24 protein-coding genes are annotated in these 24,612 nt (G+C 58.8%); 12 read left to right on the forward strand and 12 right to left on the reverse strand.

Translation table 11 applies throughout. The features are described from left to right. Window positions 1-36 precede the first annotated feature (36 nt). The 5 genes from ABJ205_RS02385 to ABJ205_RS02405 all read left to right on the forward strand — a co-directional run bounded on the left by ABJ205_RS02385 (window position 37) and on the right by ABJ205_RS02405 (window position 8,092). A complete protein-coding gene (locus tag ABJ205_RS02385) occupies window positions 37-1,533 on the forward strand; it encodes a multicopper oxidase domain-containing protein (RefSeq protein ID WP_348509983.1) in 1,497 nt (498 codons plus the stop codon). A gap of 12 nt (window positions 1,534-1,545) precedes the next feature. Next, entirely contained in the window at window positions 1,546-3,903 is a 2,358-nt protein-coding gene (locus tag ABJ205_RS02390) for a heavy metal translocating P-type ATPase (protein WP_253520353.1), read from the forward strand. A 301-nt stretch (window positions 3,904-4,204) separates the two neighbouring features. Beyond that, a complete protein-coding gene (locus ABJ205_RS02395) occupies window positions 4,205-4,630 on the forward strand; it encodes a CBS domain-containing protein (protein ID WP_348509984.1) in 426 nt (141 codons plus the stop codon). 99 nt (window positions 4,631-4,729) lie between these two features. Further along, a complete protein-coding gene (locus ABJ205_RS02400; protein ID WP_253520348.1) occupies window positions 4,730-7,294 on the forward strand; it encodes an NAD-dependent epimerase/dehydratase family protein in 2,565 nt (854 codons plus the stop codon). Window positions 7,295-7,429: 135 nt separating this feature from the next. Next, on the forward strand, window positions 7,430-8,092 hold the full coding sequence (locus ABJ205_RS02405; protein ID WP_185884339.1) for a peroxiredoxin: 663 nt from the start codon (window positions 7,430-7,432) through the stop codon (window positions 8,090-8,092). A gap of 1,325 nt (window positions 8,093-9,417) precedes the next feature. Here ABJ205_RS02405 and ABJ205_RS02410 read toward each other — a convergent pair. The 12 genes from ABJ205_RS02410 to ABJ205_RS02465 all read right to left on the reverse strand — a co-directional run bounded on the left by ABJ205_RS02410 (window position 9,418) and on the right by ABJ205_RS02465 (window position 18,670). After that, window positions 9,418-10,170, reverse strand: coding sequence for an MBL fold metallo-hydrolase (locus ABJ205_RS02410; protein ID WP_348035570.1), 753 nt, complete (start codon window positions 10,168-10,170; stop codon window positions 9,418-9,420). Then, complete coding sequence (locus tag ABJ205_RS02415; protein ID WP_348035572.1) at window positions 10,167-10,610, reverse strand: sulfur transferase domain-containing protein; 444 nt, start codon at window positions 10,608-10,610, stop codon at window positions 10,167-10,169. The genes ABJ205_RS02410 and ABJ205_RS02415 overlap by 4 nt, the downstream gene beginning before the upstream one ends. Before the next feature lie 70 nt (window positions 10,611-10,680). Then, window positions 10,681-12,345: an FAD-dependent oxidoreductase gene (locus tag ABJ205_RS02420; protein ID WP_348035574.1), complete on the reverse strand. Its 1,665-nt coding sequence runs from the start codon at window positions 12,343-12,345 to the stop codon at window positions 10,681-10,683. Between the two features lie 164 nt (window positions 12,346-12,509). Next, window positions 12,510-13,214, reverse strand: a complete 705-nt coding sequence (locus ABJ205_RS02425) for an NAD(P)H-binding protein (protein ID WP_348110955.1) — start codon at window positions 13,212-13,214, stop codon at window positions 12,510-12,512. Window positions 13,215-13,333: 119 nt separating this feature from the next. Further along, on the reverse strand, window positions 13,334-13,822 hold the full coding sequence (locus ABJ205_RS02430; protein ID WP_253520336.1) for a DUF6692 family protein: 489 nt from the start codon (window positions 13,820-13,822) through the stop codon (window positions 13,334-13,336). Then, window positions 13,819-14,343 carry a DUF305 domain-containing protein gene (locus tag ABJ205_RS02435; protein ID WP_253520334.1) on the reverse strand — a complete coding sequence of 175 codons (525 nt, stop codon included), beginning with the start codon at window positions 14,341-14,343 and terminating at the stop codon, window positions 13,819-13,821. Before ABJ205_RS02435 ends, ABJ205_RS02430 begins: the two co-directional genes overlap by 4 nt. Then, a complete protein-coding gene (locus ABJ205_RS02440; protein WP_253520332.1) occupies window positions 14,340-14,726 on the reverse strand; it encodes a potassium channel family protein in 387 nt (128 codons plus the stop codon). The genes ABJ205_RS02435 and ABJ205_RS02440 overlap by 4 nt, the downstream gene beginning before the upstream one ends. A gap of 64 nt (window positions 14,727-14,790) precedes the next feature. Then, window positions 14,791-16,095, reverse strand: coding sequence for an APC family permease (locus ABJ205_RS02445; RefSeq protein ID WP_348035637.1), 1,305 nt, complete (start codon window positions 16,093-16,095; stop codon window positions 14,791-14,793). 170 nt (window positions 16,096-16,265) lie between these two features. Then, window positions 16,266-17,012, reverse strand: a complete 747-nt coding sequence (locus tag ABJ205_RS02450; RefSeq protein ID WP_253520330.1) for an ATP-binding protein — start codon at window positions 17,010-17,012, stop codon at window positions 16,266-16,268. A gap of 203 nt (window positions 17,013-17,215) precedes the next feature. Beyond that, window positions 17,216-17,476 (reverse strand): DUF5676 family membrane protein, encoded by a 261-nt coding sequence (locus ABJ205_RS02455; RefSeq protein ID WP_253520328.1) that lies wholly within the window; start codon window positions 17,474-17,476, stop codon window positions 17,216-17,218. A 44-nt stretch (window positions 17,477-17,520) separates the two neighbouring features. Next, on the reverse strand, window positions 17,521-17,988 hold the full coding sequence (locus tag ABJ205_RS02460) for a DUF411 domain-containing protein (RefSeq protein WP_348035580.1): 468 nt from the start codon (window positions 17,986-17,988) through the stop codon (window positions 17,521-17,523). Window position 17,989: 1 nt separating this feature from the next. Further along, complete coding sequence (locus tag ABJ205_RS02465) at window positions 17,990-18,670, reverse strand: methyltransferase (protein WP_348313439.1); 681 nt, start codon at window positions 18,668-18,670, stop codon at window positions 17,990-17,992. Window positions 18,671-18,819: 149 nt separating this feature from the next. Between ABJ205_RS02465 and ABJ205_RS02470 the strand changes: the two genes are divergently transcribed. From ABJ205_RS02470 to ABJ205_RS02500, 7 genes are read left to right on the forward strand one after another with little or no spacing between them, the layout of a single operon-like run. Continuing rightward, the gene (locus ABJ205_RS02470) at window positions 18,820-19,116 is read left to right on the forward strand and encodes a hypothetical protein (RefSeq protein WP_050600412.1); all 297 of its coding nucleotides are present in this window, start codon (window positions 18,820-18,822) and stop codon (window positions 19,114-19,116) included. A 3-nt stretch (window positions 19,117-19,119) separates the two neighbouring features. Continuing rightward, window positions 19,120-19,554: a periplasmic heavy metal sensor gene (locus ABJ205_RS02475; protein ID WP_050600411.1), complete on the forward strand. Its 435-nt coding sequence runs from the start codon at window positions 19,120-19,122 to the stop codon at window positions 19,552-19,554. A 6-nt stretch (window positions 19,555-19,560) separates the two neighbouring features. Next, window positions 19,561-20,136, forward strand: coding sequence for an RNA polymerase sigma factor (locus tag ABJ205_RS02480; RefSeq protein WP_050600410.1), 576 nt, complete (start codon window positions 19,561-19,563; stop codon window positions 20,134-20,136). A 45-nt stretch (window positions 20,137-20,181) separates the two neighbouring features. Then, a complete protein-coding gene (locus ABJ205_RS02485; protein WP_063505472.1) occupies window positions 20,182-21,999 on the forward strand; it encodes a copper resistance system multicopper oxidase in 1,818 nt (605 codons plus the stop codon). Beyond that, window positions 21,996-23,273, forward strand: coding sequence for a copper resistance protein B (locus ABJ205_RS02490; RefSeq protein ID WP_050600408.1), 1,278 nt, complete (start codon window positions 21,996-21,998; stop codon window positions 23,271-23,273). The genes ABJ205_RS02485 and ABJ205_RS02490 overlap by 4 nt, the downstream gene beginning before the upstream one ends. A gap of 16 nt (window positions 23,274-23,289) precedes the next feature. Continuing rightward, window positions 23,290-23,853, forward strand: a complete 564-nt coding sequence (locus ABJ205_RS02495) for a nuclear transport factor 2 family protein (RefSeq protein ID WP_233996517.1) — start codon at window positions 23,290-23,292, stop codon at window positions 23,851-23,853. A gap of 23 nt (window positions 23,854-23,876) precedes the next feature. Continuing rightward, window positions 23,877-24,611, forward strand: coding sequence for a PepSY domain-containing protein (locus tag ABJ205_RS02500; RefSeq protein WP_348035585.1), 735 nt, complete (start codon window positions 23,877-23,879; stop codon window positions 24,609-24,611). Window position 24,612: the final 1 nt, after the last annotated feature.

A 24,612-nucleotide genomic window follows, 5' to 3' on the forward strand; every position in this document is an offset into this window, starting at 1 on the left:
CAGTGGGCGAACGCATCCAGCCTAAACCGACGTGCCTTGCTGGGACGGGCCGGCACAGCGGCTGCGGGCCTCATGGCTCTTCCCTTGTCTGCGTGCGAAGCGCGAAGTTCGCTGCTTGGTGCCGATGGGGCCGGAGCCAATTCGCTCGCCATTCCCAAGCTCGATCAGGGAATTGTCGAACAAGGCGAACGGGTCTTTCGACTGTCGATATCCGCAGGGCAGAAGGAATTCGTTCCCGGGGTCGTTTCGCCTACGATCGGTGTAAACGCGCCTTATCTCGGTCCGACATTGGAGATGCGCCGCGGCGAGCGCGTCCGGTTGCATGTCGACAACGGCCTGGACGAAGGAGCAACGGTTCATTGGCACGGGTTCGAACTTCCCGCCGCTGCGGACGGCGGGCCGCACCAGCTGATCCGCCCCGGCGCCCGCTGGAGCCCATCTTTCGAAGTTCGCCAGCGTGCCTCTCTCTATTGGTATCATTCGCACCTGCATCGCGGCACGGGACCGCAGGTCTATGCTGGTCTTGCCGCTCCGATCTATGTTCGTGATGATGAAGAGGACGCGCTGGACCTGCCGAGCGAATACGGCGTGGATGACATTCCGCTTATCGTTCAGGACCGCTTGCTCGATAACTCCGGCAAGCTCCTCTATCCGCAGAACATGCATGCGCAAATGATGGGCGTGCGCGGGGATCGTATCTACGTCAATGGCACGCACAACGCGGTGTTTGACGCGCGGACTGGCCAATTACGCCTACGGATCCTCAATGGATCGAACGCTCGTTTCTACGATTTCTCGCTATCCGGTGGTCAGACCATGCAGTTCATCGCCAGCGATGGTGGCCTGCTGGAGCGTCCGCATCCGGTTCGCTCGCTCAGGCTGGCACCAGGTGAGCGGGCGCAGATCCTCGTCGATCTTTCCGAGGGGCGCCCACTCAGTCTTCTGGCGACCAGTCCTGACAATTCGATGGGCATGATGGGCGATGGCGGCGGCATGATGGGCGGCGGTATGATGGGCCGACGCCGCGACGATACCGAGATGGACGAGCCGTTCCGTGTCCTCGATATCAGGCCCGCCGGCCCCTCGCCGCGAAGGAATCTGCCGCCGCAGCTTGCCGCGCTACCGGCACTCGACCCTTCTCTTGCAGTGCGAACCCGGCGGTTCGTGCTCGATATGGGCATGATGGGCGGCGGGATGTCCATCAATGGTGCCAGCATGGACATGAATGTCATCAACGAGCGGGTGCCCGTCGGTCATTGGGAAATTTGGGAAATCGCCAATGCCTCGATGATGGCGCATCCCTTTCATATTCATAACGCGCAGTTCCGCGTGATCGACCGCAACGGCCGCACTCCGCCGCCATTGGAGACTGGTTACAAGGATACGGTTATTGTCGACCCGCGCGAGCAAGTGCGCCTGCTATTACGGTTCGAGGAACACACGGACCCGGACCTGCCATATATGTATCACTGCCACATTCTCGAGCACGAGGATGCCGGAATGATGGGGCAGTTCGTTGTGGCGAAAAGCTAGGAAGGGCTGGTCATGAGCAAGAAAGAAAGCGTTATTGAAGGCACAGCGATCGATCCGGTCTGCGGAATGAGCGTTACAATCGAAGGCGCCAACTACATGGCCTGCTACGAGGGCTCTGAGCATTATTTCTGCTCGTCGCGCTGTCTCGACAAATTCGAGATTGATCCGGAGCTTTATCTCTCAGGAGCGCATCTCGACGCGGTGGAGGACGTGCCGGAGGGTACGATTTTCACCTGCCCGATGCATCCCGAGATACGTCAACCGGGGCCCGGGTCTTGCCCGATCTGCGGCATGGCGCTCGAGCCTGAAACCGTCAGTCTCGACGACGGGCCTGATCCCGAGCTTGTCGATATGCGTCGCCGCTTCTGGTGGAGTGCGCTCTTCACCATACCGCTGTTTGCGTATGCAATGGGCGATCTCATCCCAGGGATTAGTTTCGAACGTCTGATCGAGCCAGTCTGGGCGCAATGGGCTCAGTTGCTATTGGCGGCACCCGTTGTCCTGTGGGGCGGCTGGCCGTTCTTCGTTCGCGCCATCCAATCCGTGAAAACCCGCAATCTGAACATGTTTACGCTGATCGGGTTCGGCGTGGCGATCGCCTATTTCTTCAGCGTTGTAGCGACGGTAGCACCGGACATTTTTCCTGCAGCGTTCCGCGACCAATCAGGGCGCGTCGGCGTCTACTTTGAGGCTGCCGCGGTTATTACCACGCTCGTCCTCCTTGGCCAGGTGTTGGAGTTGAAAGCGCGTGGTTCGACTTCAAGTGCCCTTAGAGCGCTTCTTGAGCTTGCCCCGCCCAGCGCCGTCAAGATCTTTGGTGAGGGCGATGAACGCGAAGTTCCTCTCGATGAGCTGACAACAGGGGATCGCTTGCGCGTGCGGCCAGGCGACAAGGTTCCGGTTGATGGCGAAATCGAGGAAGGATCGAGTGCGATAGACGAATCCATGATCAGCGGCGAACCGCTGCCCGTGGCAAAATTCGCTGGCGACACGGTTATCGGTGGCACTGTGAACCAGACCGGCGGCTTCATTATGCAGGCTATCAATGTCGGCAAGGACACGATGCTGTCCAAAATCGTGCAGATGGTTGCCGAAGCACAGCGTAGCCGGGCGCCGATACAGCGTTTGGCCGATCAAGTAACCGCATGGTTCGTACCTGCAGTCGTCGTTATCGCAATCGCCAGTTTTATCGTCTGGTCGATTTGGGGTCCTGCCCCAGCACTCGCCTATGCACTCGTCAATGCCATCGCGGTCCTGATTATCGCTTGTCCATGCGCTCTCGGCCTCGCTACGCCGATGTCGATCATGACCGGCACCGGCAAGGGCGCGCAGCACGGCATTTTGATCCGTAATGCCGAGGCGTTGGAAACGCTGGAAAAGATCGACACGCTGGTAGTCGACAAGACCGGGACGCTGACGATGGGTAAACCCGACCTGGTGGCCGTTCATCCGGTTGAAGGCATCGATGAAACCGAGTTCCTTGCCGCGGTCGCGGGCGTCGAGATGGGCAGCGAACATCCGCTTGCTCACGCAATCGTCGAGGGCGCGCGGGCGCGCGGGGTGTCGCCGGCCAGCGCAACGAACCTGGCTTCTACCACGGGGGAAGGCGTCGAGGCGACTGTTAGTGCCCGCCGCGTTGCAATCGGCAACGAGAAGATGATGCGGCGTGTTGGGGTCGAAGACGAGACCTGGCTTGGCTCGGCGGAAAGCGGTCGCTCTCAGGGGCAAACGGTGATGTTCGTGGCGTTCGACGGGCGGCCCGCCGGTCGCATCGCCGTGGCCGATCCGATCAAGCCGACAAGCGCCAACGCCATCGCCGCATTACATGCGCGCAACATTCGCGTGGTCATGCTGACAGGCGACAGCCGGGGAACTGCTGAAGCAGTCGCGCGGGAAATGGGCATCGACGAAGTGCACGCCAATGTCTCGCCCGAAGACAAGCATCGCGAGGTCGAGAGGCTGAAGTCCGACGGACGCCGTGTTGCGATGGCCGGCGACGGGATCAACGATGCGCCTGCGCTGGCGGCTGCCGATGTCGGCATCGCCATGGGCACCGGCACCGACGTGGCGATCGAGAGCGCCGGCGTCACGCTGGTGCGCGGCGATCTGACCGGCGTGGTGCAGGCGATTGTCCTGTCGCGCGCGACCATGCGCAATATCCGACAGAACCTGTTCTTTGCCTTCGCCTACAACACGCTGGGCATTCCGGTTGCCGCAGGTGTGTTGTTTCCCTTTACCGGCTTGCTGCTGAACCCGATGATCGCTGCGGCAGCGATGAGCCTGTCATCGGTTTCGGTGATCGGGAATGCTCTGCGGTTGCGGGGCTTGAAGCTTCCGGTTCTTGGGGGCCAAGGAGTAGACAGAGCTTAAACCATTGGATCGGCCTCGCTGGGGACGGGCTATGCACGTGGCTGCTCTCGGGCAATCAATTGAAACAAACCCATGCTTAGTCTTTTCAGCCTTGGGGGTGGAAACCGACCTGGCGACGAATTGTTGGAAGAATGGAATCTCGCAAGCCGGCCTTGACCTTCCAACGATGGTAAGCACTAGGTTTGCAGAACCCGACGATTCGATGCGGCGGTCACGTCTCCCAAAGTTCCTTAGGCGGATGCGGCTTCCCATCGAACGGAACGCCAAACCTTTGGAGAAACAGATGAAAACCAGCGAAATAATGACTAGCGATCCGGCATGCTGCAAGGAAGACCAAAGCCTTCAGGACGCTGCCAGGCTCATGGTCGACAATGATTGTGGGCAAATTCCGGTCGTCGACGATGATGGTGGTCTTGTCGGTGTGATCACCGATCGCGACGTGTGTTGCCGGGCTGTGGGCGAGGGAATGTCGGCGGAGACACGCGTCGGAGACGTGATGACCCGGTCGGTCGTGAGCGTTACCCCCGATACCTCTCTGGAAGACTGTCTGGCGTCCATGGAAAAAAACCAGGTTCGCCGTGTCCCGGTTATCGACGATGACGGGAAATGCTGCGGCATGGTTTCGCAAGCCGATGTCGCCCGTACCGGTAACGATGCAAAGACGGCCGAGCTCGTGCAGGAAGTTTCCCAATCACGCGCAGATGGGAAATCCTCCGGCTGTTGTTAGGGCGACGATATACAGCAGCCGCTCTTTGAAAGGGGGCGGCTGCCGTCTGCTTCGTACGGAAGTGGAACATCTTCCGGCTATTAAATCGAGGGCACTCCCATGGACAGGCGTATCGTTCTGATTACTGGCGCGAACGGATATATTGGCCGCGCGCTGACGCAGCGCCTTGGCAGCGCATATCGCGTCATTGGTCTCGACCGGTCTCCCGTCGAGGACAATCCCGATCTCACAGCCTCCTATTCCATGGATCTCGGCGATGACGCGTCCGTGGCTGCTGCCCTCGAAAAGGTCAGGGGCGATTTCGGAAACGAGCTTGCTGCCTGTATCCATCTGGCCGCCTATTTCGATATCACCGGCGAGCCCAATCCTCTCTACGAGAAGGTCAACGTTGAGGGTTCACGCCGACTGATCACGGCGCTGCAGGCCTTCGACATCGAACAGTTCATCTATGCAAGCTCAATGCTTGTACACGAGCCCAAACCGCTGCCGGGCGTACGTATCGACGAATCGAGCCCGCTCGGACCAACCTGGCCTTACCCCCAGTCGAAAGCCGATGCGGAACAGGTACTGCGCGAGAACCGTGGCGACATTCCGGTTGTATTCCTGCGGTTTGCCGGGGTCTACGACGACGAGGGGCATTCCGCCTTTCTCGCCGAGCAGATTGCCGGCGTGTATGAGCACCGCGTGTCGGCGCATCTGTATCCGGGCATGTTGTGCGCTGCGCAGTCGGCACTGCATCTTGAAGATCTGACCAAGGCGGTCGAGCAGACTATCGCGCGTCGCGCTGACCTCGAGGGCGAGACGCCGATACTTGTCGGCGAGCCCGAAACGCTGGGCTACGCCGAGATTCAGGACATCGTCCATTGCCGGATCCACGGCGAGGAATGGACGACAGTGCGCATTCCAAAGAGCGTGGCGAAACTGGGCACGTGGATCGAGGAAGAAGTCCTTGGCCATGACGGATTCATCAAGCAATGGATGGTCGATGATGCCAATGCTCACTACATCCTTGATATCTCCCGTGCCCGGAACCTGTTGGGGTGGGAGCCAGAACATTCGCTCCGCGACACGCTTCCGACCATCATCGACGCGTTGAAAGCCGACCCGCAGGACTGGTACGAAACGAATAAGCTGAACACGTCCCGCGTGGCTTGGCATCCAAAGAGTTCGGATGCAGGGAAGACCGAACCGGCGCGGCCCCAATCGCATGACACCGATATGGCTCATGATGGGCACCAGATGGACGGCGACATGCACGACATGGACGGCCCCCAGCGTGGTACCCGCTGGACGCAGTTTGCTGTCATCGGGCTCGGCCTGTGGCTCGCTGCAAGTCCGGGTGTCTATGACGTCGTATCCGCCGATACTGCCCGTGCGTCGGTCGTAGCGGTCACTCTGGAGCGGGGTTTGCCATCGATCGAATGGCGGGCCAACGCTCTTGCCCTAAGCGATATGCTGAGCGGGATCGTATTGATGATCTTCGGCGCGATGTCGCTTTCGAAGCGCACCGCCTGGTTCGGACAGTGGGCGACAGCCTTCATCGGCATCTGGCTGCTTTTCGCGCCCTTGTTCTTCTGGAGTCCGAGCGCGGCCCAATATCTGACCAATCTGCTTGTCGGTACACTGGCGATCGCATTTTCGGTGCTGGTGCCAATGATGCCCGGCATGAGCATGGAAGGGATGATGGACAAGAAGTCCATCCCGCCCGGGTGGACCTACAGTCCCTCGACAGATGCCCAGCGATTCCCGATTGTTGCGATGGGCATTATCGGCCTGTTGATATCGCGCATGCTCACCTCCTACCAGCTTGGCCATATCGATGTGGCGTGGGAACCGTTTTTTTCCGGATCGCTCGCCGATCCCAAGAACGGGACCGAGGAAATCATCACTTCGGATGTATCCAAGGCCTGGCCGATCCCGGATGCCGGGCTTGGCGCGGTCAGCTATGTGCTCGAAATCCTGATGGCGGTCATGGGAACCCGCGCGCGCTGGCGCACGATGCCGTGGATGGTCACCTTTTTCGGCATTCTGGTCATTCCGCTGGGCGTGGTCAGTATCTACTTCGTGATCATTCAGCCGATCATGATCGGAACGTGGAGTACGCCGGCTCTGATCGCTGCCCTTGCGATGCTCATCATGATCCCGTTCTCGCTCGATGAGGTCATCGCCATGGGACAGTATCTCTACTGGTCGAAAAAGGAAGGCAAACCGCTTATCCGAACCTTCTTCAAGGGCGGCGCAGTGTCACACGGCGAAATCGACGATACCGACTATATGACCGATGCGCGCTCGATCTGGAACAACACGGTGCGCGGCGTGACCTTCCCCTGGACCCTGATGGCCAGCACGGCTCTGGGAGCCTGGCTGATGCTGACAAGGATCACGCTTGGCAGCGAGGGCGCGATGGCTAACAGCGATCACGTGGTGGGTGCTTTGGTGATTACGGTGGCAATCATCGCGACTGCGGAAGTCGCGCGCGCCCTCCGCTTCATCAATGCTGCATTCGGTGCCTGGCTTGTCGCGGCGCCATTCCTCCTTGCGGGGGCGTCGTCTGCCGGAACGGTGGCGTCGGTTGTGGCCGGCCTGCTCTTGATCGGACTGAGCCTGCCTCAAGGCAAGCGTAGCGGTGAGCATTATGCTGGCTGGGATCGGTTTGTCGTATGACCGGTTGACCCGAGCAAAGCGGATCTGGTGCCCATCTTTGAGGAACAGGATGAAGACGAGGTCGGACCCGCATTCTTCTCAGAGCATCGCTAGTAATGAGCCCTGAGTTCCCACAAGATAAATAGGAGTATCTACATGACCCTTTCAATTGGCTCGACAGCCCCCGACTTCACAGCTCAGACCACACAAGGCAGCATTCACTTCCATCATTGGATGGGTGACAGCTGGGCAATCCTCTTTTCCCATCCCAAGGCATTTACACCGGTTTGCACGACCGAGCTTGGTTACATGGCCGGGCTCGGCGAGGAATTTGCCAAACGCGGCACTAAGATTATCGGCCTGTCGGTCGACAGCAGCCAGGATAATCGCGATTGGCTTCCCGATATCGAGGAGGTGAGCGGAAATAAGGTCGACTATCCCGTGGTCGGCGACAGCGACCTTCAGGTCGCCAAGCTTTATAACATGCTGCCGGCCGACGAAACGGGCAATGCGGAGGGGCGAACCGCAGCCGACAATGCCACCGTCCGCGCTGTCTATATCATCGACCCAGACAAGAAAATTCGTGCCATGCTGCTTTATCCGATGAGCAGCGGGCGGAATTTCGATGAAGTGCTCCGGCTGCTGGATTCGGTTCAGCTCACCGAACGCAAGGGCGTCGCGACGCCGGTCAATTGGCAAAAAGGTGATGACGTGATCATCCCGCCTTCCTTGTCGGACGAGGATGCGAAAGCAAAATACCCTGCTGGCTGGGACGAAAAGAAACCGTATTTGCGCGTGATCCCAGAACCGCTCGACTGATTGAGCGAGCAGGTGACCGGCGATTGAGTGTTGGCGAGAATGCAGCATGCTCATGCTAAGTTTTGCGTGCGTCGCCACATCTACGAGTGGATCTATCCGTTCGAATTATGGATTTGCAAAAAACGTGAACGCTCAGGTGCAGCGAACAACCAAATCCGTTCCCGGCCGGATTGCTCCTCGTTAATAGAATGGCGGCCCCGTCTCCCCCCGAGCCCTGCGGGTCGCAGGTGTCCCGGGGCCGTTCAGGAACCCCGCGCTTGACCCAACCCTGGGCGCGGGGTTCCGTCTTTCTGGTACAATGGGTGTTGGGCGCAGCTATGCTGGCCAAAGGACTGCGGTGTCCAGCAACCTAGGACACCAGGGCTGCGTAATGCGGGCTTCAGGAGCTGCCAGAAAGTTGGGACGCAATTGACCTCGACCTTCAATTGGTTGAAGGCTATGCCACATTCGCGAAATACGAAGAACCCTTGCTTGGAAAGCCTCTGGTCGAAAGAGTACTATGGCAGATCTATTTAAAGATCACATGTGGTTAAGGGCCGCCCGTGGCGACTAGTCGTTCCATGGCTAAACAGATTAATGCTGTCGAGACATTTCCTTTGAATGAAGGCAAGACCGCCTTTGTGAGTGTCATAAGCAGTTCGGCTGCTGTTTTGGCAGCTTGCTCTTGCTGCATTCTACCGTTGGTGCTGGCCGCTGCCGGATTAAGTGCGAGCTTGAGCAGTATTTTGACGCCTCTGGGCTCGCTTCACTGGCCAATGACCGCCCTTTCGATGATTGCGGTGGCGGCTAGTTGGCTCATTTTTCTACGGAAATATCGGCGCAAATGTCATTGCGATTCCCAAGCCGCACATAAATGGTTCTTGAACCCTCAGATAATTATGCTCCTAGTTGCAACTGCGTTGACCTTCATCGCTGCCGCTTGGGGCTTGTTCGAGCCAACTCTTATGAAAGCATTTATGTAGTCTCATGCTCTGAGAGAACGCCACTCGCATGTATGCTCCGTTTGATGCGATAGCTGAAGCCAGCGTAGAGATTCGATGGGCCATTGCGCAACGATGGTTCCAGACGCTTTTCGGCCTGCCATGTCATGCAGGCTGATGCTGCCTGGCAAGGTTTGAGGGGAAGCGTTTCCGTTATCGAGCGGATCCAAGGCGATCTTGATTTCGACGGATTTGGAAAAACTCATCGATCCCGAAGCATAGCAGTTCGATTTGCCATCCAGACATGGTTCTGGTGATCGTCTCCCAGTTCGATCAAATGATGGGTGCGCGCGGATAGCGCGCAATAACCGGCGCAGGCTTTCGTGCGATCTATGGCAGGCCAACCTATCCCTGCGGCGACTTCCCGCCGAGCTCATGCAATTGCTCAACCGCTTCTTCGACGCAATCTCCGCATTTCAGATTGGCAGGCACGGCCACGTCGATCTTCTTGGGATAGGGCAGGTCAAGATCGGCCATGATTTGCTGGAATTCGGCAAGCGAAACATCGTCATTCAAGCGGGGATTGCGTGTGCGTTCCTGCATGATCGTCGAAACGCGGCGACCAGAATAATCATGAGCTGGATAGACCAGCGTGTCTTCCGGGAGGGCGAACAGCTTTTCGCGGACAGACCTGTAAAGGGTTTCGGAATCGCCGTTCTGGAAATCGGTGCGGCCGCAGCCATCGATCAGCAGCGCGTCACCTGAGAAGATCTGCCTATGCCCGCCCTGCTCTATCAGATAGCAGTGATGCTTGTCAGTGTGGCCGGGTGTAAACAGCGCGCGGATGGTCAGGTCGCCTACCGCTAGGGGCGCCTCTTCGCTCACTTCCACATCCGCACATGAGATATTGTCATCGGCAGGGTAAGCGACCTTGCACCCTGTCAGACTGCGCAGTCGGCATGCACCCGTGATGTGGTCAGCGTGGATATGCGTGTCGAGCGTGAAGGACAGGTTGAGACCCAATGCCGCGACGGCTTTCAGATCCCTGTCGCACGTCTCGATGACGGGGTCGAGCAGAACCGCCTCACCCGTGTTCTCGCATCCGATCAGATAGGTATAGGTAGAGGACTCCCGCTCGATAAGCTGTCTGAAAATCACCCTTGGGCCTCGCTTTCTACGAGCATTGGCGACAGCTCGGCTTCGCTGATGTCCAAGCCCGATTCCCGCCCGCGATCCGTAGCGGCGGATGCATCGCAATTGTTCTGATGCGCCCACGATGCAAGCCCCATCAAGCTGGCCCGGCGGCCACTTGCACAATGAATGGCCACGGGACCGGGAAGCTGTTCGAGCCGAACTGCAAGACCCTTCGCCTTTGCCGCCGTCAGATCGGGCGGCGAGACGGGATAGTGAAGATATTCGAGGCCGGCTTCGCGCGCTTCTTCCGCTTCGGCCTGCGGGCTAAGCTTTTCCCCTTGCTCGCCTGCCTGTCTCAGATTGACGACCGCCTTGAAGCCAGCCTCTGCAAGATTTTGCATGTCGTGCGCTTCAGGCGGAAAATTCAGTACTGAAAGGTCATTGTCAATCTTGGCGCGATCCATGGTAGCTCTCCTCTGAGCGTTCTAGTTATATCTTTCGAACCTATGCCGCGCAACCGGGTTCCACTTGCAATCAACTCCGCACAATCAGCTCATACAAACCGATCACGAGGACAGCGCCGACGAGTGCTCCGATCACCGACAGCACATGTGGCAGCCGCAGGGCAAAAAATGCATCGTCGATCCATGATGTGAACTTGAGCGCGAGAGGCTTGTGCTGCAGCTTAACTACTACTTCAGGCTCGAAGATTTTCGCAGCACGGCGACCACTTTCAACCGCTCCCTCAATGCTCCAGATATCTGCCTCGGTTTCCGTATGGGCACCCGCCAAGACAAGGTTTGGTAGCGATGTCGCCTGACAGGGCCGATGGTCCCGGGTGTTCGTGGTGGTCACCCATTTGGGCTGCTCTGGCGTGATGCCGGAAGGGTCGAATTCCCATTCGTCCCAGACTTCGGCCTTAAGGATTGCAAACTCCTCAAGGCCGCGACCGCCATTCGCCCTTCGGATCATTCCGTCCAGCGCTTCCGATGCGCGTATCTGGGCGAGAACTTCGTCCATGAATTCGCTTTTGGTACAGTTGCGAAGCGGCTTGCCGTGGACAATGCCCGGAACGGTCGCGACACAGGCGGTGCACGTCCAGAGCGATTGCACCTCCTCGCCTAGATCGATGTGGGAAGGCCAAGATTGCTCATTTGCGAAGAGCGTGATGTTGAAGGGAGAATCAGTCAGCGCGATCGCGGTCCGTTCGCGCGGCCAAGCCATGCGTTCAGCGAAGGCGATACGAAAGGAAACCTGAGTGTGCGGGCCGTCCTGGATTAGCGGCCTCAGTTTCGCCAACTGGGGGTCAACCAACAAAACAGGCGTTCGCTCTACGATTTCAGAAGACGCGAACGGAGTGCTGGCCAAGACATAGATATCCGCACGCAATTCATCACCCGAAGATAGGCTTGCGCCAGCTATTTGGGCTCCATCGAAGTGCAACGTTTCGAGGGGCGACTGCCAATGAAACACCACGCCTCGATCTTCAAGATGCTCGACCCACCTGTCGAACCACACTTCATTGCTTGGCCCCTTGAGGAGCGACCATCCTCCCATCGATCGGTGTTCCCAGGCAGGGCCGTCGTCATCAGCGGGATGCTTATGCGGAGGGCCGGACCTGATGTTTCGGCCAAAAAACAAACCCACGTGATGCAGCGATGCATATGGCCAGTCTGCCCCAATCCATGGACCAAACAGCGCTTTCCACGTTCTGTGTCCAGTGGGCGTCATCCGCGGTTGCCAGTAAGCTGCGGCGTTGGCGTGAGAATAGTTACGCTTCGACCGGTGATTGACCGACCAGGCCTTGATTATCCCCCAGGCGAGTGAGATCTTGTCGGACGCCGTCATGCGAAAGGCCGTGGGCTTTTCAAAGAAGTCGGCGGTCTCCTTATCACCTTCAACGCGGTTCGGGACAACGGCATATTCCATCGGGCGCGATAGTATGCGGTCGTACAGTGATGCCTCGTCATCGAAGGGTATCTGGCGAAGAATATCGAAAGTGTTGTGGTACCAAGGACCAAAGCCATGCCACGAATATTCGGTCGGCAAGTTGTCGGTTTCACGGCGGGTACTGCGAAAAAAACCACCGGCGGTGTCGTTGCGTTCGTACACCGACACCTCGTATCCGCGCCGGACAAACTCGTGAGCTGCTGTCAGGCCGCCAACACCAGCGCCAAAAATTGCTACCTTCCTGGCCATTATATTTTCCCTCTTGCCGGCAAATTTCTTTTTGCGAGCATTAATAGTCTTTGGAAAAGCGGTGGCTGCGTTTGTCTCCTTGTCACTTTTGGATGCTACTGCAAGTTGCATGGCCAGCAGCCGGGACCCTCAGGCCGATTGCGCTCTGGTTACTGGTGGGGTGTTCAATCCAACTTGAGTTCTACTTTGAGGGCACTCATCTCCTCAAACCGCTCCGCTTCGGGCCGGCCGATTGCGGGCTTCGCCTTCACCCAGGTTCCCTCGGCTATGAATTCGATGAGGCTTTCAGCAAGGTCGCCGTGGCGGCACCGGAAACAACCTTCCGCCAAGCGCTCGTCCGTTATGATTGCTTCACCCGTATAGGGTTCATCAAGCAGCCAGCCGGGGCGCGCGGCGGTCCAATCGAGGCCGACTTCCTGCTCGAGCATGTCTTCCATGGCTCGCATCTGTTCGAGTATGTTGAACAGGGCGGAGCGCGCGGTGAGTTCAAACCATGCTGGTATGCTCGGCTGGTGTACTACAAAGGCAGCCGAGATCACGACAATCCGTGTGATGTCGGTCTCTCGCATGGCCTCCAAAAGATGGCGCGTGCCATCGGTGTAAAGAGGTGGCGGATCTATGGCGGTTGAGGGACTGAACCCGATCCCCAGCGCGGATATCACTGCGCCGCAACCCCGAAGCTGGTCGGCGAAGGAATCCTTGAGCACATCGCACTGGACGTATTCCACCCCTTCTACGCGATCACCTGGCTCGGGTAGATTGTGCTCGAAGGCGCGGACTGCGAGCCCGCCCTGCCGGGCGCGGTGCAAGACTTCGGTTCCGGCTTTGCCGCCGGCTCCGAAGACGGCGATGGGTGACGAAATGCTCATGAGCTCATGTCCGCGGTTTGAAGTTGATTGATCCAATCCGTGCAGCACTAGAATGAGTTTCTGCACGTCCTTGCCGGACAGCGGACACCGGACGTGACCGGTGTCCGCCTATCCGTTTGTCAGGCGGGATCGCCGCTGCAGGTCGTGTAGCCCCAGAATCCGAGCTCGTCTTTGGCTCTTGGGGCCGCGACGATCAGCTCCTGCATCTGCAGTCCGGCAGTGCCCTCGTCGTCTAGCACGCGGATCTGGATACGCAGCTCCCCGCTTGCATAGCTGTCGGGACCGCTCGCGGTGACCGGAATGAGCTTTCCGTTAATCTTGATTGCGCCCCGTCCGTTGCCATCGTAAACGAAAGATGGGAACGCCACTTCGGTCAGCCGGAACTGGCACGAATTTTCCGCGCCGAGCGCAGAAAGGTCAGCATCGGTCATCGTCTCGGGAAGCATCAGGCCGGGACTCAGATTGGCAAGAGCGCTGGCCGCGCTCTCGATCGGGGCCGCGGTTGCAGGCGGGTCCAGCTGCGCTTCACGGTCGTTTCCAGGTGCGGTGTTCGAATTGCAGGCGGCGAGCGGCAGCGCGAGCACTGTCATGTATGCGAACTTGTTCATTGTTGCATCTCCTCTGGCAGGCGTTCTTCGGTCCTTGGGCCGTTCTCCTCGATATCATCGATCAGATATTTCATTTCAGCGATCTCACGGCGCTGCGCGACGATGATTGCCTGCGCGAGTTCGCGCACCCGGGGATCCTTCAGACTGGCGCGCTCGCTGGTCATGATGGCGATCGAGTGGTGCGGGATCATTGCGGCCATGTATTCGGTATCATCGACCGTCGTCTGGCTGCGGACCAGCCACAGCGCCAGGGCCATGGTGATCGCGCCGACACCCAGAATGATGAAGTTCTTAGTCCGGTCCTTGTACATGCCCCACATGAAAAGGAGCATCACGATCATCATCGCGCCGCCCATGACGAACATCATCCAGAAACGCGTTTCGCTCCAGAACAGGTCGTCGGCATCGAAGCTGTTGGTGTACATCAAGAAAAACATGATGACGGTCGAGGTCGAGACCATCGCCATGAAGCGCCAGTAATTGCCGCCCCCTCCCTTGTCCGAATGTGAATCTTGGCTCATTTACCTTCTCCTTCCTTCATCATTTTCCAGAAAAGCTGCGCCGAGCAGCTGATAAGCGCGAACCCGGTCAGGGCTTCGATCCCTGCGATCACCCGCAGGTGATCAGTTGGATAAATGTCGCCCAGTCCGAGTGTCGTCAGATTGATCAGCGAGAAATAGAAATAGTCCATCCAGTTCATGCTGGAGGTTTCGTCGAAACTCCCCAGACCCCATTCGGCGCCCAACCAGAAGCCTACTGCAAACAGGACAGCGACGAGCAGGTGCGAAAACAGCACCAGGAGGGATATGGTGAGCTTTGCCAAGAGATCCTGACGCTCGCTCGCAAGAGAATGACCGACACCCAGGATCGAAAGGTGCGCGTAAATGGCGACCAAAAACAACACGATACCAAGGAGTAAGGCGGCTATGATGTGAACACCTTGATGCTGATCCAGAGGCCCATTGTGCTCATGTGTCTTTCCCGGAGCTTTTGCTGCTATCGCGAGGCGTGTTTGCGTTTTTCGCTAGGTAGATCCACTCGGCCAGAAAGACGGCTGCAATCCCCAGCACTGCGTAGGCAACGACCGCCGGATCGCTCTTTAGTTTCACCCAGGTAAATGCGACCAGCACGACCGCATCGGCCGCGAGTGCCGCGAGCAGGATCGATGCACGTGCGCCGACTTCACCGCGCAGACGGCGAAACACGCCCCAGTGAACGAGCATGTCCATAATCAGGTAGAAAAACGCCCCCAGCGAAGCGATCCGGGACAGGTCGAATAGAACCGCAAGCGTGCCTGCGATAACCACGGTGTAGACCAGCATGTGGCTGCGGATCCCGCCGCTCATGCCAAAATGACTGTGCGGGATCATCTTCATCTCGGTCAGCATGGTGAGCATCCGTGAGACGGCAAAAACGCTTGCAATCACGCCCGACGTGGTCGCGGCAATTGCAATCGCAACAGTGAAATAGAAGCCCAGCTCCCCCAGTGCCGGACGCGCCGCCGCCGCGAGCGAGTAGTCGCGTGCTTCGGCGATCTGTGGGATCGTGAGGCTTGACCCGACAGCCACAGCGACAAGCAGATAGACCACGATGCATACGGCGATCGAGATGATAATCGTACGTCCGACATTCCTGTGCGGATCCACGATCTCACCGCCGCTATTGGTGATCGTGGTGAATCCCTTGAAGGCAAGGATCGAGAAGGCGACGGAGGCGAGCAACGCCTCGAAATTCGTAAGTGCGGCAGGCTGCGTAAATGAGCCGCCACTGATGCCGCTGGCCCAGATCGCGGCTACAGCGAACAGCGCGATACCGCCGATCTTGATCGCCGACATGACTACCGAGAAACCGCTTACCGACTTGTTTCCTGCGGCATTGACGAGGTAGGCAAAGACGATAAGGGCGAGCGCGGCGGCGGAAACGAGCCAGCCGGTGCTTTCCAGACCGAACGGGCGAAGCGCATAGGTGGCGAAAGTACGCGCAACCAGGCTTTCATTGATGACCATCGAGAGCGCCATCAAGAGCGATGCCGAGGCTGCCACTACGCCTGGACCATAGGCTTTTTGCAGGATCATCGCGATACCGCCCGAGGATGGCCAGCGGTTCGACATCTTGATGTAACTATAGGCCGCAAGCGATGTAACGAGGGCACCGGCGATGAACGAAAGTGGAAAAAGCGGGCCGGCAAGCTCGGCGATCTGTCCCGTAAGCGCGAATATTCCTGCGCCGATCATGACGCCGGTTCCCATCGCGATACCGCCCAGCAGCGTTATGGATCCGGCGGTATTGCCCGTTCGATGGTGACCATGGTCTTGCAATACATCCCCCTATGGATGTCCTCCCGTCCGAGAAACATCATTGCCGAACCGTACGTTCGGCAGGGCTTCACCCCTCAAAAAAGATTCTGTGAAACTCCAGGCACCTGCGTGCGACCGGGTTATAGTCACATCGGCCCGGCTTCTCTTCGTTGAAGGTGCGCCTGAGCTTCGCGAACATCCAGCTCCCGGGTACTGTTTCCGGTGCGCAGCATGAGATGAGCGACACCCCCTTCGGTGTAGTAGACCGGATGCACGCTTTTCTCGACGATCACCCTGCAAACGGTCAGCCCGCCAAGCCCATGAAAACGACTATGGACCAGGGCACAAGCATCCCCGCCCAGGGCGTCTCTTGCAGTGTCCATCAAAAGTCGTTCGAATCCATCCTGGTTCGCGTGCTTGAGCGTTCGCATATCCGCTTCAATTCCCGCAACAGTCCCGTCATCTTCCACGCCGATCAAAAGCGTGCCACCTTCATGGTTGAGAAAACCCGCTATCGTCTTCACGACAACCTGCTGCAGGCGCCGGTTTACGCGCTCTTCGCGTCTGTCCCAACGCATAGACGACTTGAACTCGACATGCTCTCCTTCGCCCCGGGCAATGAGCAAGGGTAGTTCTTCTTCGAGCTCGCGTTCGAGGAAACGAACTTTCGAGCGTTCATCCAAAAGGCGGCTGTGATAAATACCAAATCCGAGCCCAATCGCAGCGCCCAACGCCACATACACAGCGCTCATCGTTAGCATTTCGAACGCGAATGCCGAAGACAGGCGGTCAAGCAGAAAAGCGAGCGCGTTGCTTTGGGCAGCAGTGTTCGAAGCGCCGAATTCGTACCAGTAGACAAGTGTCGTCGCCGGATGAAGGATCGCGAAACCCATGACTGCGCCTATGGCAGTGTGCAGGAGCAGACCCTGTATATCGTCGCTGGATCGATGTCGCGAAATTGTTCCTCTCCTGTTGGGGGCGTCTTTACTGGCTGGTGCCGCCGGCCTGCTTTTGACGCATCAGACATCCGCGCGAAATCGAGTGCTCGATCCGATCGAGAGAGCGCCGTTTCAAGCCAGTTTGATTTCCTCAAGCGTTATCTGAAGTACCGGTACAAAGGCACCACGATCACGGCGATGTACCACCCATATAAGAAGCTGCCGATTGCGCCTGCGAGAAATCCAGGGAGTGTCAGCCATTCGAATCCGGGAAGCAGCGGTTCCCAGGCCTCATGCATATGGAACCGTTCGGGCGCGAGCAGGCCGAAAGCTATGCAGATCAAGTAGCTGAGGAGCAGAAACAGGCTGAGTGTCCAGCCCCAGGCGAGGATCGACGATTTGAGCGAGCGGTCTTGCATGAGTGATCTCCTATTGCATTGCGATTATACAGATCGGGTGGCGGTCACGGATAGGATGCAAAGACTTTGTGGCCGTCCGGACCAAAAGCGATGACCTCATAGGGCTGCACTCGATCGCCCATTTCCATGCCGGGGGAGCCTAGCGGCATTCCGGGAACGGCGAGGCCGGTCACGCCCTCGGGCCTTTCGCGCAGGAGCCGCGCGATCGCTTCGGCGGGCACATGACCTTCGATGATGTAGCCCTCGACTTCCATTGTGTGGCACGACCACATATCCTGCGGTACGCCCTTGGCTGCCTTGAGCGCACTCATATCGTCAGTATCGACCGAAGCCACTTCTGCTTCCATGCCGCCCTCGACATGTCCTGCCCAGCTCAGGCAGCAACCACATCCCGGGTCCCTGAACATCGTGTAGGTGGCGGCCTGTGCGGCATTCGAGCAGGCCGCAAGCGTGAGAAGAACCGATGCCGTCAGCGAACGCCGCAGCGGCTTCGATGGATTGTCTTTGATCATGTTACATGCCTTTCTTGGAGCCGCGCCAGAGCGAAATGGTTCCGGTTGCGGTATGGATCTGAGCGAGCAGCTCTGCGCTTGCGAAAATTTCGCCTAGCAATTTCTCGACTGCTCCGTCAGCGCTCGGCTGGGTGTCTGGTAAACCGTCGAGAAGCTGAACGGTCGCGCGGAACATTGCGCGCATGAGCGGATGGTCCTGGCGCATGTAATCAGCGATCAGCACCATGCCGCCAGGAGCTAGCAAGGCCTCCATTTGCTCGAGGATCGCGCGCTTCTGCGACACGGGAACCTGGTGCAAAACAAGCGAGCTGACGATCGTATCGGGTCGCCGATCACCCGAAAGGTCGAGACTGTCGAGAAATCCGTTGTGCCATCGAACGAGGCCCGCAGCAGGACCAAGCTTGCGCCGTGCGATCGCAAGCGCTGCCGGATCGGGTTCTACGCCTAATAAATCTGCTTGGGGGCAGCTGGTCATGAAGGCTCGCAACAACGTCCCCGTGCCGCAACCTACATCCATGACCTTGTCGCCAGGTTTTACTCGAGCCTGTTTGACGATCTCCCGGCGCCATTTCGCCTCGCGCGTGAAAACGCCAATCGCACGATCGTAGAGCGGTGTGAGCCAGCTGTGGCCAAGCAGAGGAGTGAACTCCCGTCCCACTTTTGTGAGGCGTGCATTTTTCACCACATAATTTCCGATCTGTTCAAACAACCTTCGCTATTGTTCGTTGCACGTTCTGATACGCACAGCCGGGCCGCAGCCCTCAAAAAAGAAACTTAAGGGTTCGGGTATTCTATCGCGTATAGGAAGCGGGCAACCGACAGGAGCAATGGATGCGTAACAATCAGACACTCGATGCGATGCTTGGGACGCTGGGCACACAGGACTCCTTCAAAGTTCCGGACGATTTCATGACCGGCGTGTGGCAACGGGCAGGCCAGCTTGGCGAAATCGTTGAACGACGCCGCAGGATGGCCTTGTTCGCGGGCCTGTTCGTCGTCGGCCTGGGAGCCGGTGCAGGCACCAGCGGGTGGCCTGCACAATTTGCTGGTTCCCAACCTGGCATAGCAGATAGCATCATTGTCGGAGAGCGGCTCTCGCCCTCCGAGCTGCTGCATGTGGAGCGCTAGACATTGAAGAAATTGCATATTGCCCTCGCGGTGCTGCTCGCGGCGCTCGCCGGTTGTCTCGGTGCGCTCGCCGCAGATCGCTGGGCCAATCACGATGCTGATACGGGCCTACATGCGTTCGTGCATGATGAACTCACACTAACAAACGAGCAGAAGCAACGCCTTGAGACACTCGAAGCGCGCTTCGCTGTGGAACGGGCCAGGCTCGAGGCCTCTGCGCGCGCTGCCAACGCCCAACTCGCGCAGGCGATGGAAGCCGAACACGAATACGGACCCAGGGTGGGGGCGGCCATCGACGAGGTTCATGCACGCATGGGCGATCTCCAAAAAGCAACGGTCCGCCATGTCTTCGACATGCGTGAAATTCTCGACCCCGATCAGCAAAGACGATTTGACCAGCAAGTGTCCAAAGCTCTCACCGACAGCCCGCGCAGCTGACCCCGCATGCCGGTAAAAAAGGGGGGCAATTCAGAACAAATACTTGTCGCGCAGGTCGTGGCCGGCAGCAGGCAGGCGTTTTCGTCTCTTGTCGAAGCCCACATCGCGCGGCTGATTGCGCTGGCGACGCGCATGCTGGGGTCTTCCTCCTCCGCTCAGGACGTGGTCCAGGATAGCCTCGCATCGGTCTGGCTCACCCGGCATCGTCTCGATGCCTCCAAGCCCGTCGGCCCTTATCTTACAACAATTGTCCTGAACCGGTGTCGCGACCGACTTCGCCGAAGGAAGGTCGTCGGTTTCTTCGGTTTTCCGAGTTCCGACGAGGTACAGGCGGTGGCCGACGACACGCCCGATCCCGAAAACCTTGCAGCGAGCCGTGAGCAACTCAGGCTCGTCGAGGCGGAGATCGGGCGGTTGCCCATACGCCTGCGCGAAGCGCTTGTGCTCGTAAGTGTCGAAGGCCGAAGCCAGGCCGAAGCCGCCGCGTTGCTCGGCACGACCGAGAAGGCGATCGAGACGCGCATATATCGTGCGCGCAACCGGCTGAGAGAACGGGTCAAAAACTTTGAGGGGTACAGCTGACAGGCGCGTAAGGGTGGGTGTATGTCACATCAGGAGCCGCATTCAATGATTTCCGTAAATCGACGCAAATTCCTTGGTACGGGAGCAGGCGGGATGGGCCTGCTTGGCCTTGCCGGAGCAATGCCGGCCTGGGCGCGCGGCGGTGACCTCCTGGCGGGAAATGCCCGTAAGGGACTGGACGAGGTGGCGGGGCCGAATATCGACCTCACCGTAGCCCGGTCCGCCTTCGCAAGCGGCAACAGGCGCGGCGGCGCGATCGCTGTCAATGGCAGTATTCCAGGACCTCTCCTGCGCCTGCAGGAAGGAACGACGGTCCGGCTAAACGTGCATAACCAGCTTGAGGAAGATACGTCCATTCACTGGCACGGGCTTCTCGTACCATTTGAGCTCGATGGCGTTCCGGGAGTGAGCTTCCCCGGCGTCAAGCCGGGTGAGACCTTCACCGCCGAATTTCCCGTGCGGCAATCGGGAACTTACTGGTGGCATTCGCACAGCGGCCTTCAGGAACAGGCGGGCCACTATGGCGCGATCGTGGTCGATCCCGCAGGTCCCGATCCGGTGCAGGCCGACCGCGAATATATCGTGGTGCTGAGCGAATTCAGCGACATGTCGCCGCACGCGATCTTCGACAAGCTCAAGAAGGGCGAAGGCTACTTCAACTACAACCAGAACACCTGGACTGATGATTATCCGCTGTCGGGTGAAGACCGCCGGATGTGGGCGAAGATGCGCATGATGCCGACTGACATCCTCGACGTATCGAGCGCGGCCTATACCTATCTTCTGAATGGCCATGGCCCGCTGGACAATCTGGAGTATCTGTTCCGGCCGGGTGAGCGGGTGCGCCTTCGCTTTGTCAATGCCGGCGCGATGACTTTCTTCAATATACGCATCCCCGGCCTACCCATGACAGTGGTTCAGGCTGATGGACAGAATGTCGAACCGGTCGAGGTCGATGAGCTGCAGATCGGTGTCGCCGAAACCTACGACGTTGTCGTCACCCCGCGCGAGGAACCGGCCTACACGCTGGTGGCGGAGTCGATGGACCGCTCTGGCATGGGCATCGCGACGCTGGCGAGCAGGCCCGGCGCGCGCGCAGCTATACCTCCGCTGCGCGATCCGCCGCTGCTCACCATGGCCGACATGGGCATGAGCGGTATGGACCACGGTGCAGGCACTGGTGGTGACATGTCAGGGATGGATCACGGAACCGATGGTGCCATGGCGGGCATGGATCATGGTTCGAGCGGAGCGCCGAACGGCGACGCAATGGCGGGGATGGCAGGCATGTCTGGCATGCAGATGCGCGATACGTCGCGCCTTCCGCCTGACGTGAAGGTCGGCCCGGGCCTCGACATGGTATCGATGAACCCGGTCGATCGCATGGGCGATCCGGGCATTGGCCTTGCCGATGTGCCCCATCGCACGCTCGATTATCGCAAGCTTCGCGCGCTGAGGCCGCACGAGGAAGGCAGAACTCCGTCCCGGCGGATGGAAATCCATCTGACCGGCAATATGGAGCGCTACATGTGGTCGTTCGACGGCAAGAAGTTTTCCGCCGTCTCCGACGAACCGATCCGCTTTGCCTATGACGAGCGGGTACGGGTCAAGCTCATCAACGACACGATGATGGCGCATCCGATCCATCTCCACGGTCATTTCTTCGAACTGGTCAATGGTGCCCCTGCGGATCGCCAGCCCTTGAAGCACACGGTAATCCTGCAGCCAGGCGGCAGCGCCCAATTCGACCTGACTGCCGACGAGCCGGGTGACTGGGCCTTTCACTGTCATCTTCTTTACCACATGCACGCCGGGATGTTTCAGATCGTCACGGTCGCCAATCCGGACGGGAGCGAAGCATGAAGACTTTTCTAGCAAGCCTGCTTGCCTCGCTCGCTGCCGGAACGATGCTGTCGGCACCGGCTTCGGCACAGCATGCCGGGCATGACACCAGTCAACCCCAGCCCGGGGCTCAGCCGGTCACGGGCCAGGATGCTGCGGACAGGTGTGCGCAGGAAGCGCAGCGCCATCGGGACATGGGCCATGCCGTTGCGGACGGCGCCTGCGAGCCGACCGCCAGCGACCAACCGGCGATGGATCACGGAACCATGGATCATTCGCAGATGAGCCAAGGGGCGATGGCCGAAGGTGAAGAAAGTTCGGGCATGGAGATGCCCATGGCGCAGTCCGGTCAGGAATCCATGGAAATGGATCACAGCCAGATGAATCATGGCGATATGCCTCAAGGCCAGGCAAGCCAGAGCGAGATGGACCACAGCCAGATGGACCACAGCCAGATGGACCACAGTCAGATGGGCCAGGTTTCCGCGCCGTCACCAGCCATGCAGGGAATGGATCATTCCGCAATGCAAGGGTCTGCCGACGATATGATCCCGCTCCTCCCGCCTCCGCCCGAAGCTGGCAGCGGCCCCGCGCGCGCCGGTATTGCAATTTGGGGCGAGGAAGCCATGAACGAAGCCCGGCAGGAGCTGGTCCGCGAAACCGATGGCGGCATGCGGCTATGGATACAGGGCGACCGCGTGGAATACCGGGCGCGCGAAGGCGCGGACGGCTATCTTTGGGACGTTCAGGGTTATTACGGCGGCGATATCAATAAGTTCTGGTTCAAATCGGAAGGCGAGGGCAGCTTCGGCGAACCGATCGAAGGGGCCGAGGTGCAGGCTCTGTGGAGCCGCGCCATCGCACCCTTTTTCGACTTCCAGGCTGGTGTCCGACAAGACTTGACCGGACCTGAACGCACCCATGCGGTGATCGGCATCCAGGGTATTGCCCCTTACAAGTTCGAAGTCGATGCTGCGGCGTTTATTTCCAGCAAGGGCGATGTGACGGCCCGCATCGAGGGCGAACTTGACCAGCGCATCACCCAGCGGTTGATCCTTCAGCCGCGCGCGGAACTTGCACTTTCGGCTCAGGATATTCCGGAGCTGGGAGTTGGCGCGGGGATCGACCGAATCGAAGCAGGCCTTCGCCTGCGCTATGAATTCGCACGCGAATTCGCGCCGTATATCGGCGTCTCTCAGGAATGGCGGATAGGCGATAGTGCCGCCTATGCCCGTGCGGCCGGCGAAGACCCGAGCGTGACGAACTATGTCGTCGGTGTCCGGTTCTGGTTCTAAAAAAATGGAATAACTAATGAAAAAGTCGATGATTATTCAAGGTTTGATGGCTTCGGCCCTCGCAGTTTCCGCAGTACCGGCAATGGCGCAGACCATGGATCATTCGGCGCATCAGGAACAAACTGACGCGATGGAGATGGACCATTCGGCGCAAGGCATGAACCATGCCGATCACATGGCGGCCATGAACGACGATGTCGCTGGTGCAGAAGTGGCTCTGGTCGCCTACCGTGAGGCATTGATGGCCCGCGACGCTGACGCAATGGATGCCCTTTTTGTAGACGAATCTTTCGTTTACGAGAACGGCAAGGACGAAGGCAGCTTCACGCATTATATGGAGCATCATCTCGGGCCCGAACTGGATGCAATTACAAGTTTCACCTTCGGTGATCCGACCGTCGCGGTCACCCGCATGGGGCATCTCGCTTACGGGCGCGAGACCTATACCTACCGGATCGAACTGACGGATGGGCGGGTGATCGACCGCGAAGGCGTGGCAACATCCGTACTTGCCCATAACGCCGATGGCTGGAAGATCGTGCAATACCATTCTTCATCGCGCGCGCCGCGCAACCGCTGATCGGAGTGCGAGGGGGCAACCGGGTGGCCAAACGCTCGTTCAAGCTGCGCCTGCATATCCTGGGCAGCAAGCTGCACAAATGGCTGGCGATCTTCGTCGGCCTCCAGGTGCTTGTGTGGATGGCCACCGGAGCTCTGATGTCCTTTCTCGATCTGGAGGAAGTACGATCCGAGCACGTCATCTCGCGTGCAGCGCAAACGCTTCCCGACGATGCCGCCATCCCGCGATGGCTGTCCGACAGCGATGACATTACCGCAATCACGACCCGGGTTCTTGATGGCAAGACTGTTACTGAGGTGCGGCGAGCCGATGGCGCGGTGAGCCTGCATGAGCCACAAAGCGGTCGGATATTATCTCCCATTCCCGCAGCCACGGCACGTTCAATTGCGCGGCGCGCCTGGGTCGGTCCGCAAACATCCATCCATGCGGCGCGCCTGGTCGACGAAAGCGTTGGCACCGAATTCAGGGGCCCGTTTCCTGCATGGCAAATCACCTATAATGACGTGGCTAACACGCGCGTCTATGTCGATGCATCGAGCGGTGCGGTCCTCTCCGCGCGAAGCGACACGTGGCGGTTCTTCGATTTCATCTGGGGGCTGCACATCATGGACTGGACGCAGCGCGACCGGATCAACAGCTGGTGGCTTTTGCTGTTCGGCATCGGCGGGACAATTATCGCGATCTCGGGCTTCGTCTTGCTGGCCAACAGGTTCCCGAGGACTAAGCGCCGGGCGAGACATGGCCAAGTCGCTCGTTGAG

The organism is Erythrobacter sp. (genome assembly GCF_039988855.1).
Lineage (GTDB): Bacteria > Pseudomonadota > Alphaproteobacteria > Sphingomonadales > Sphingomonadaceae > Erythrobacter.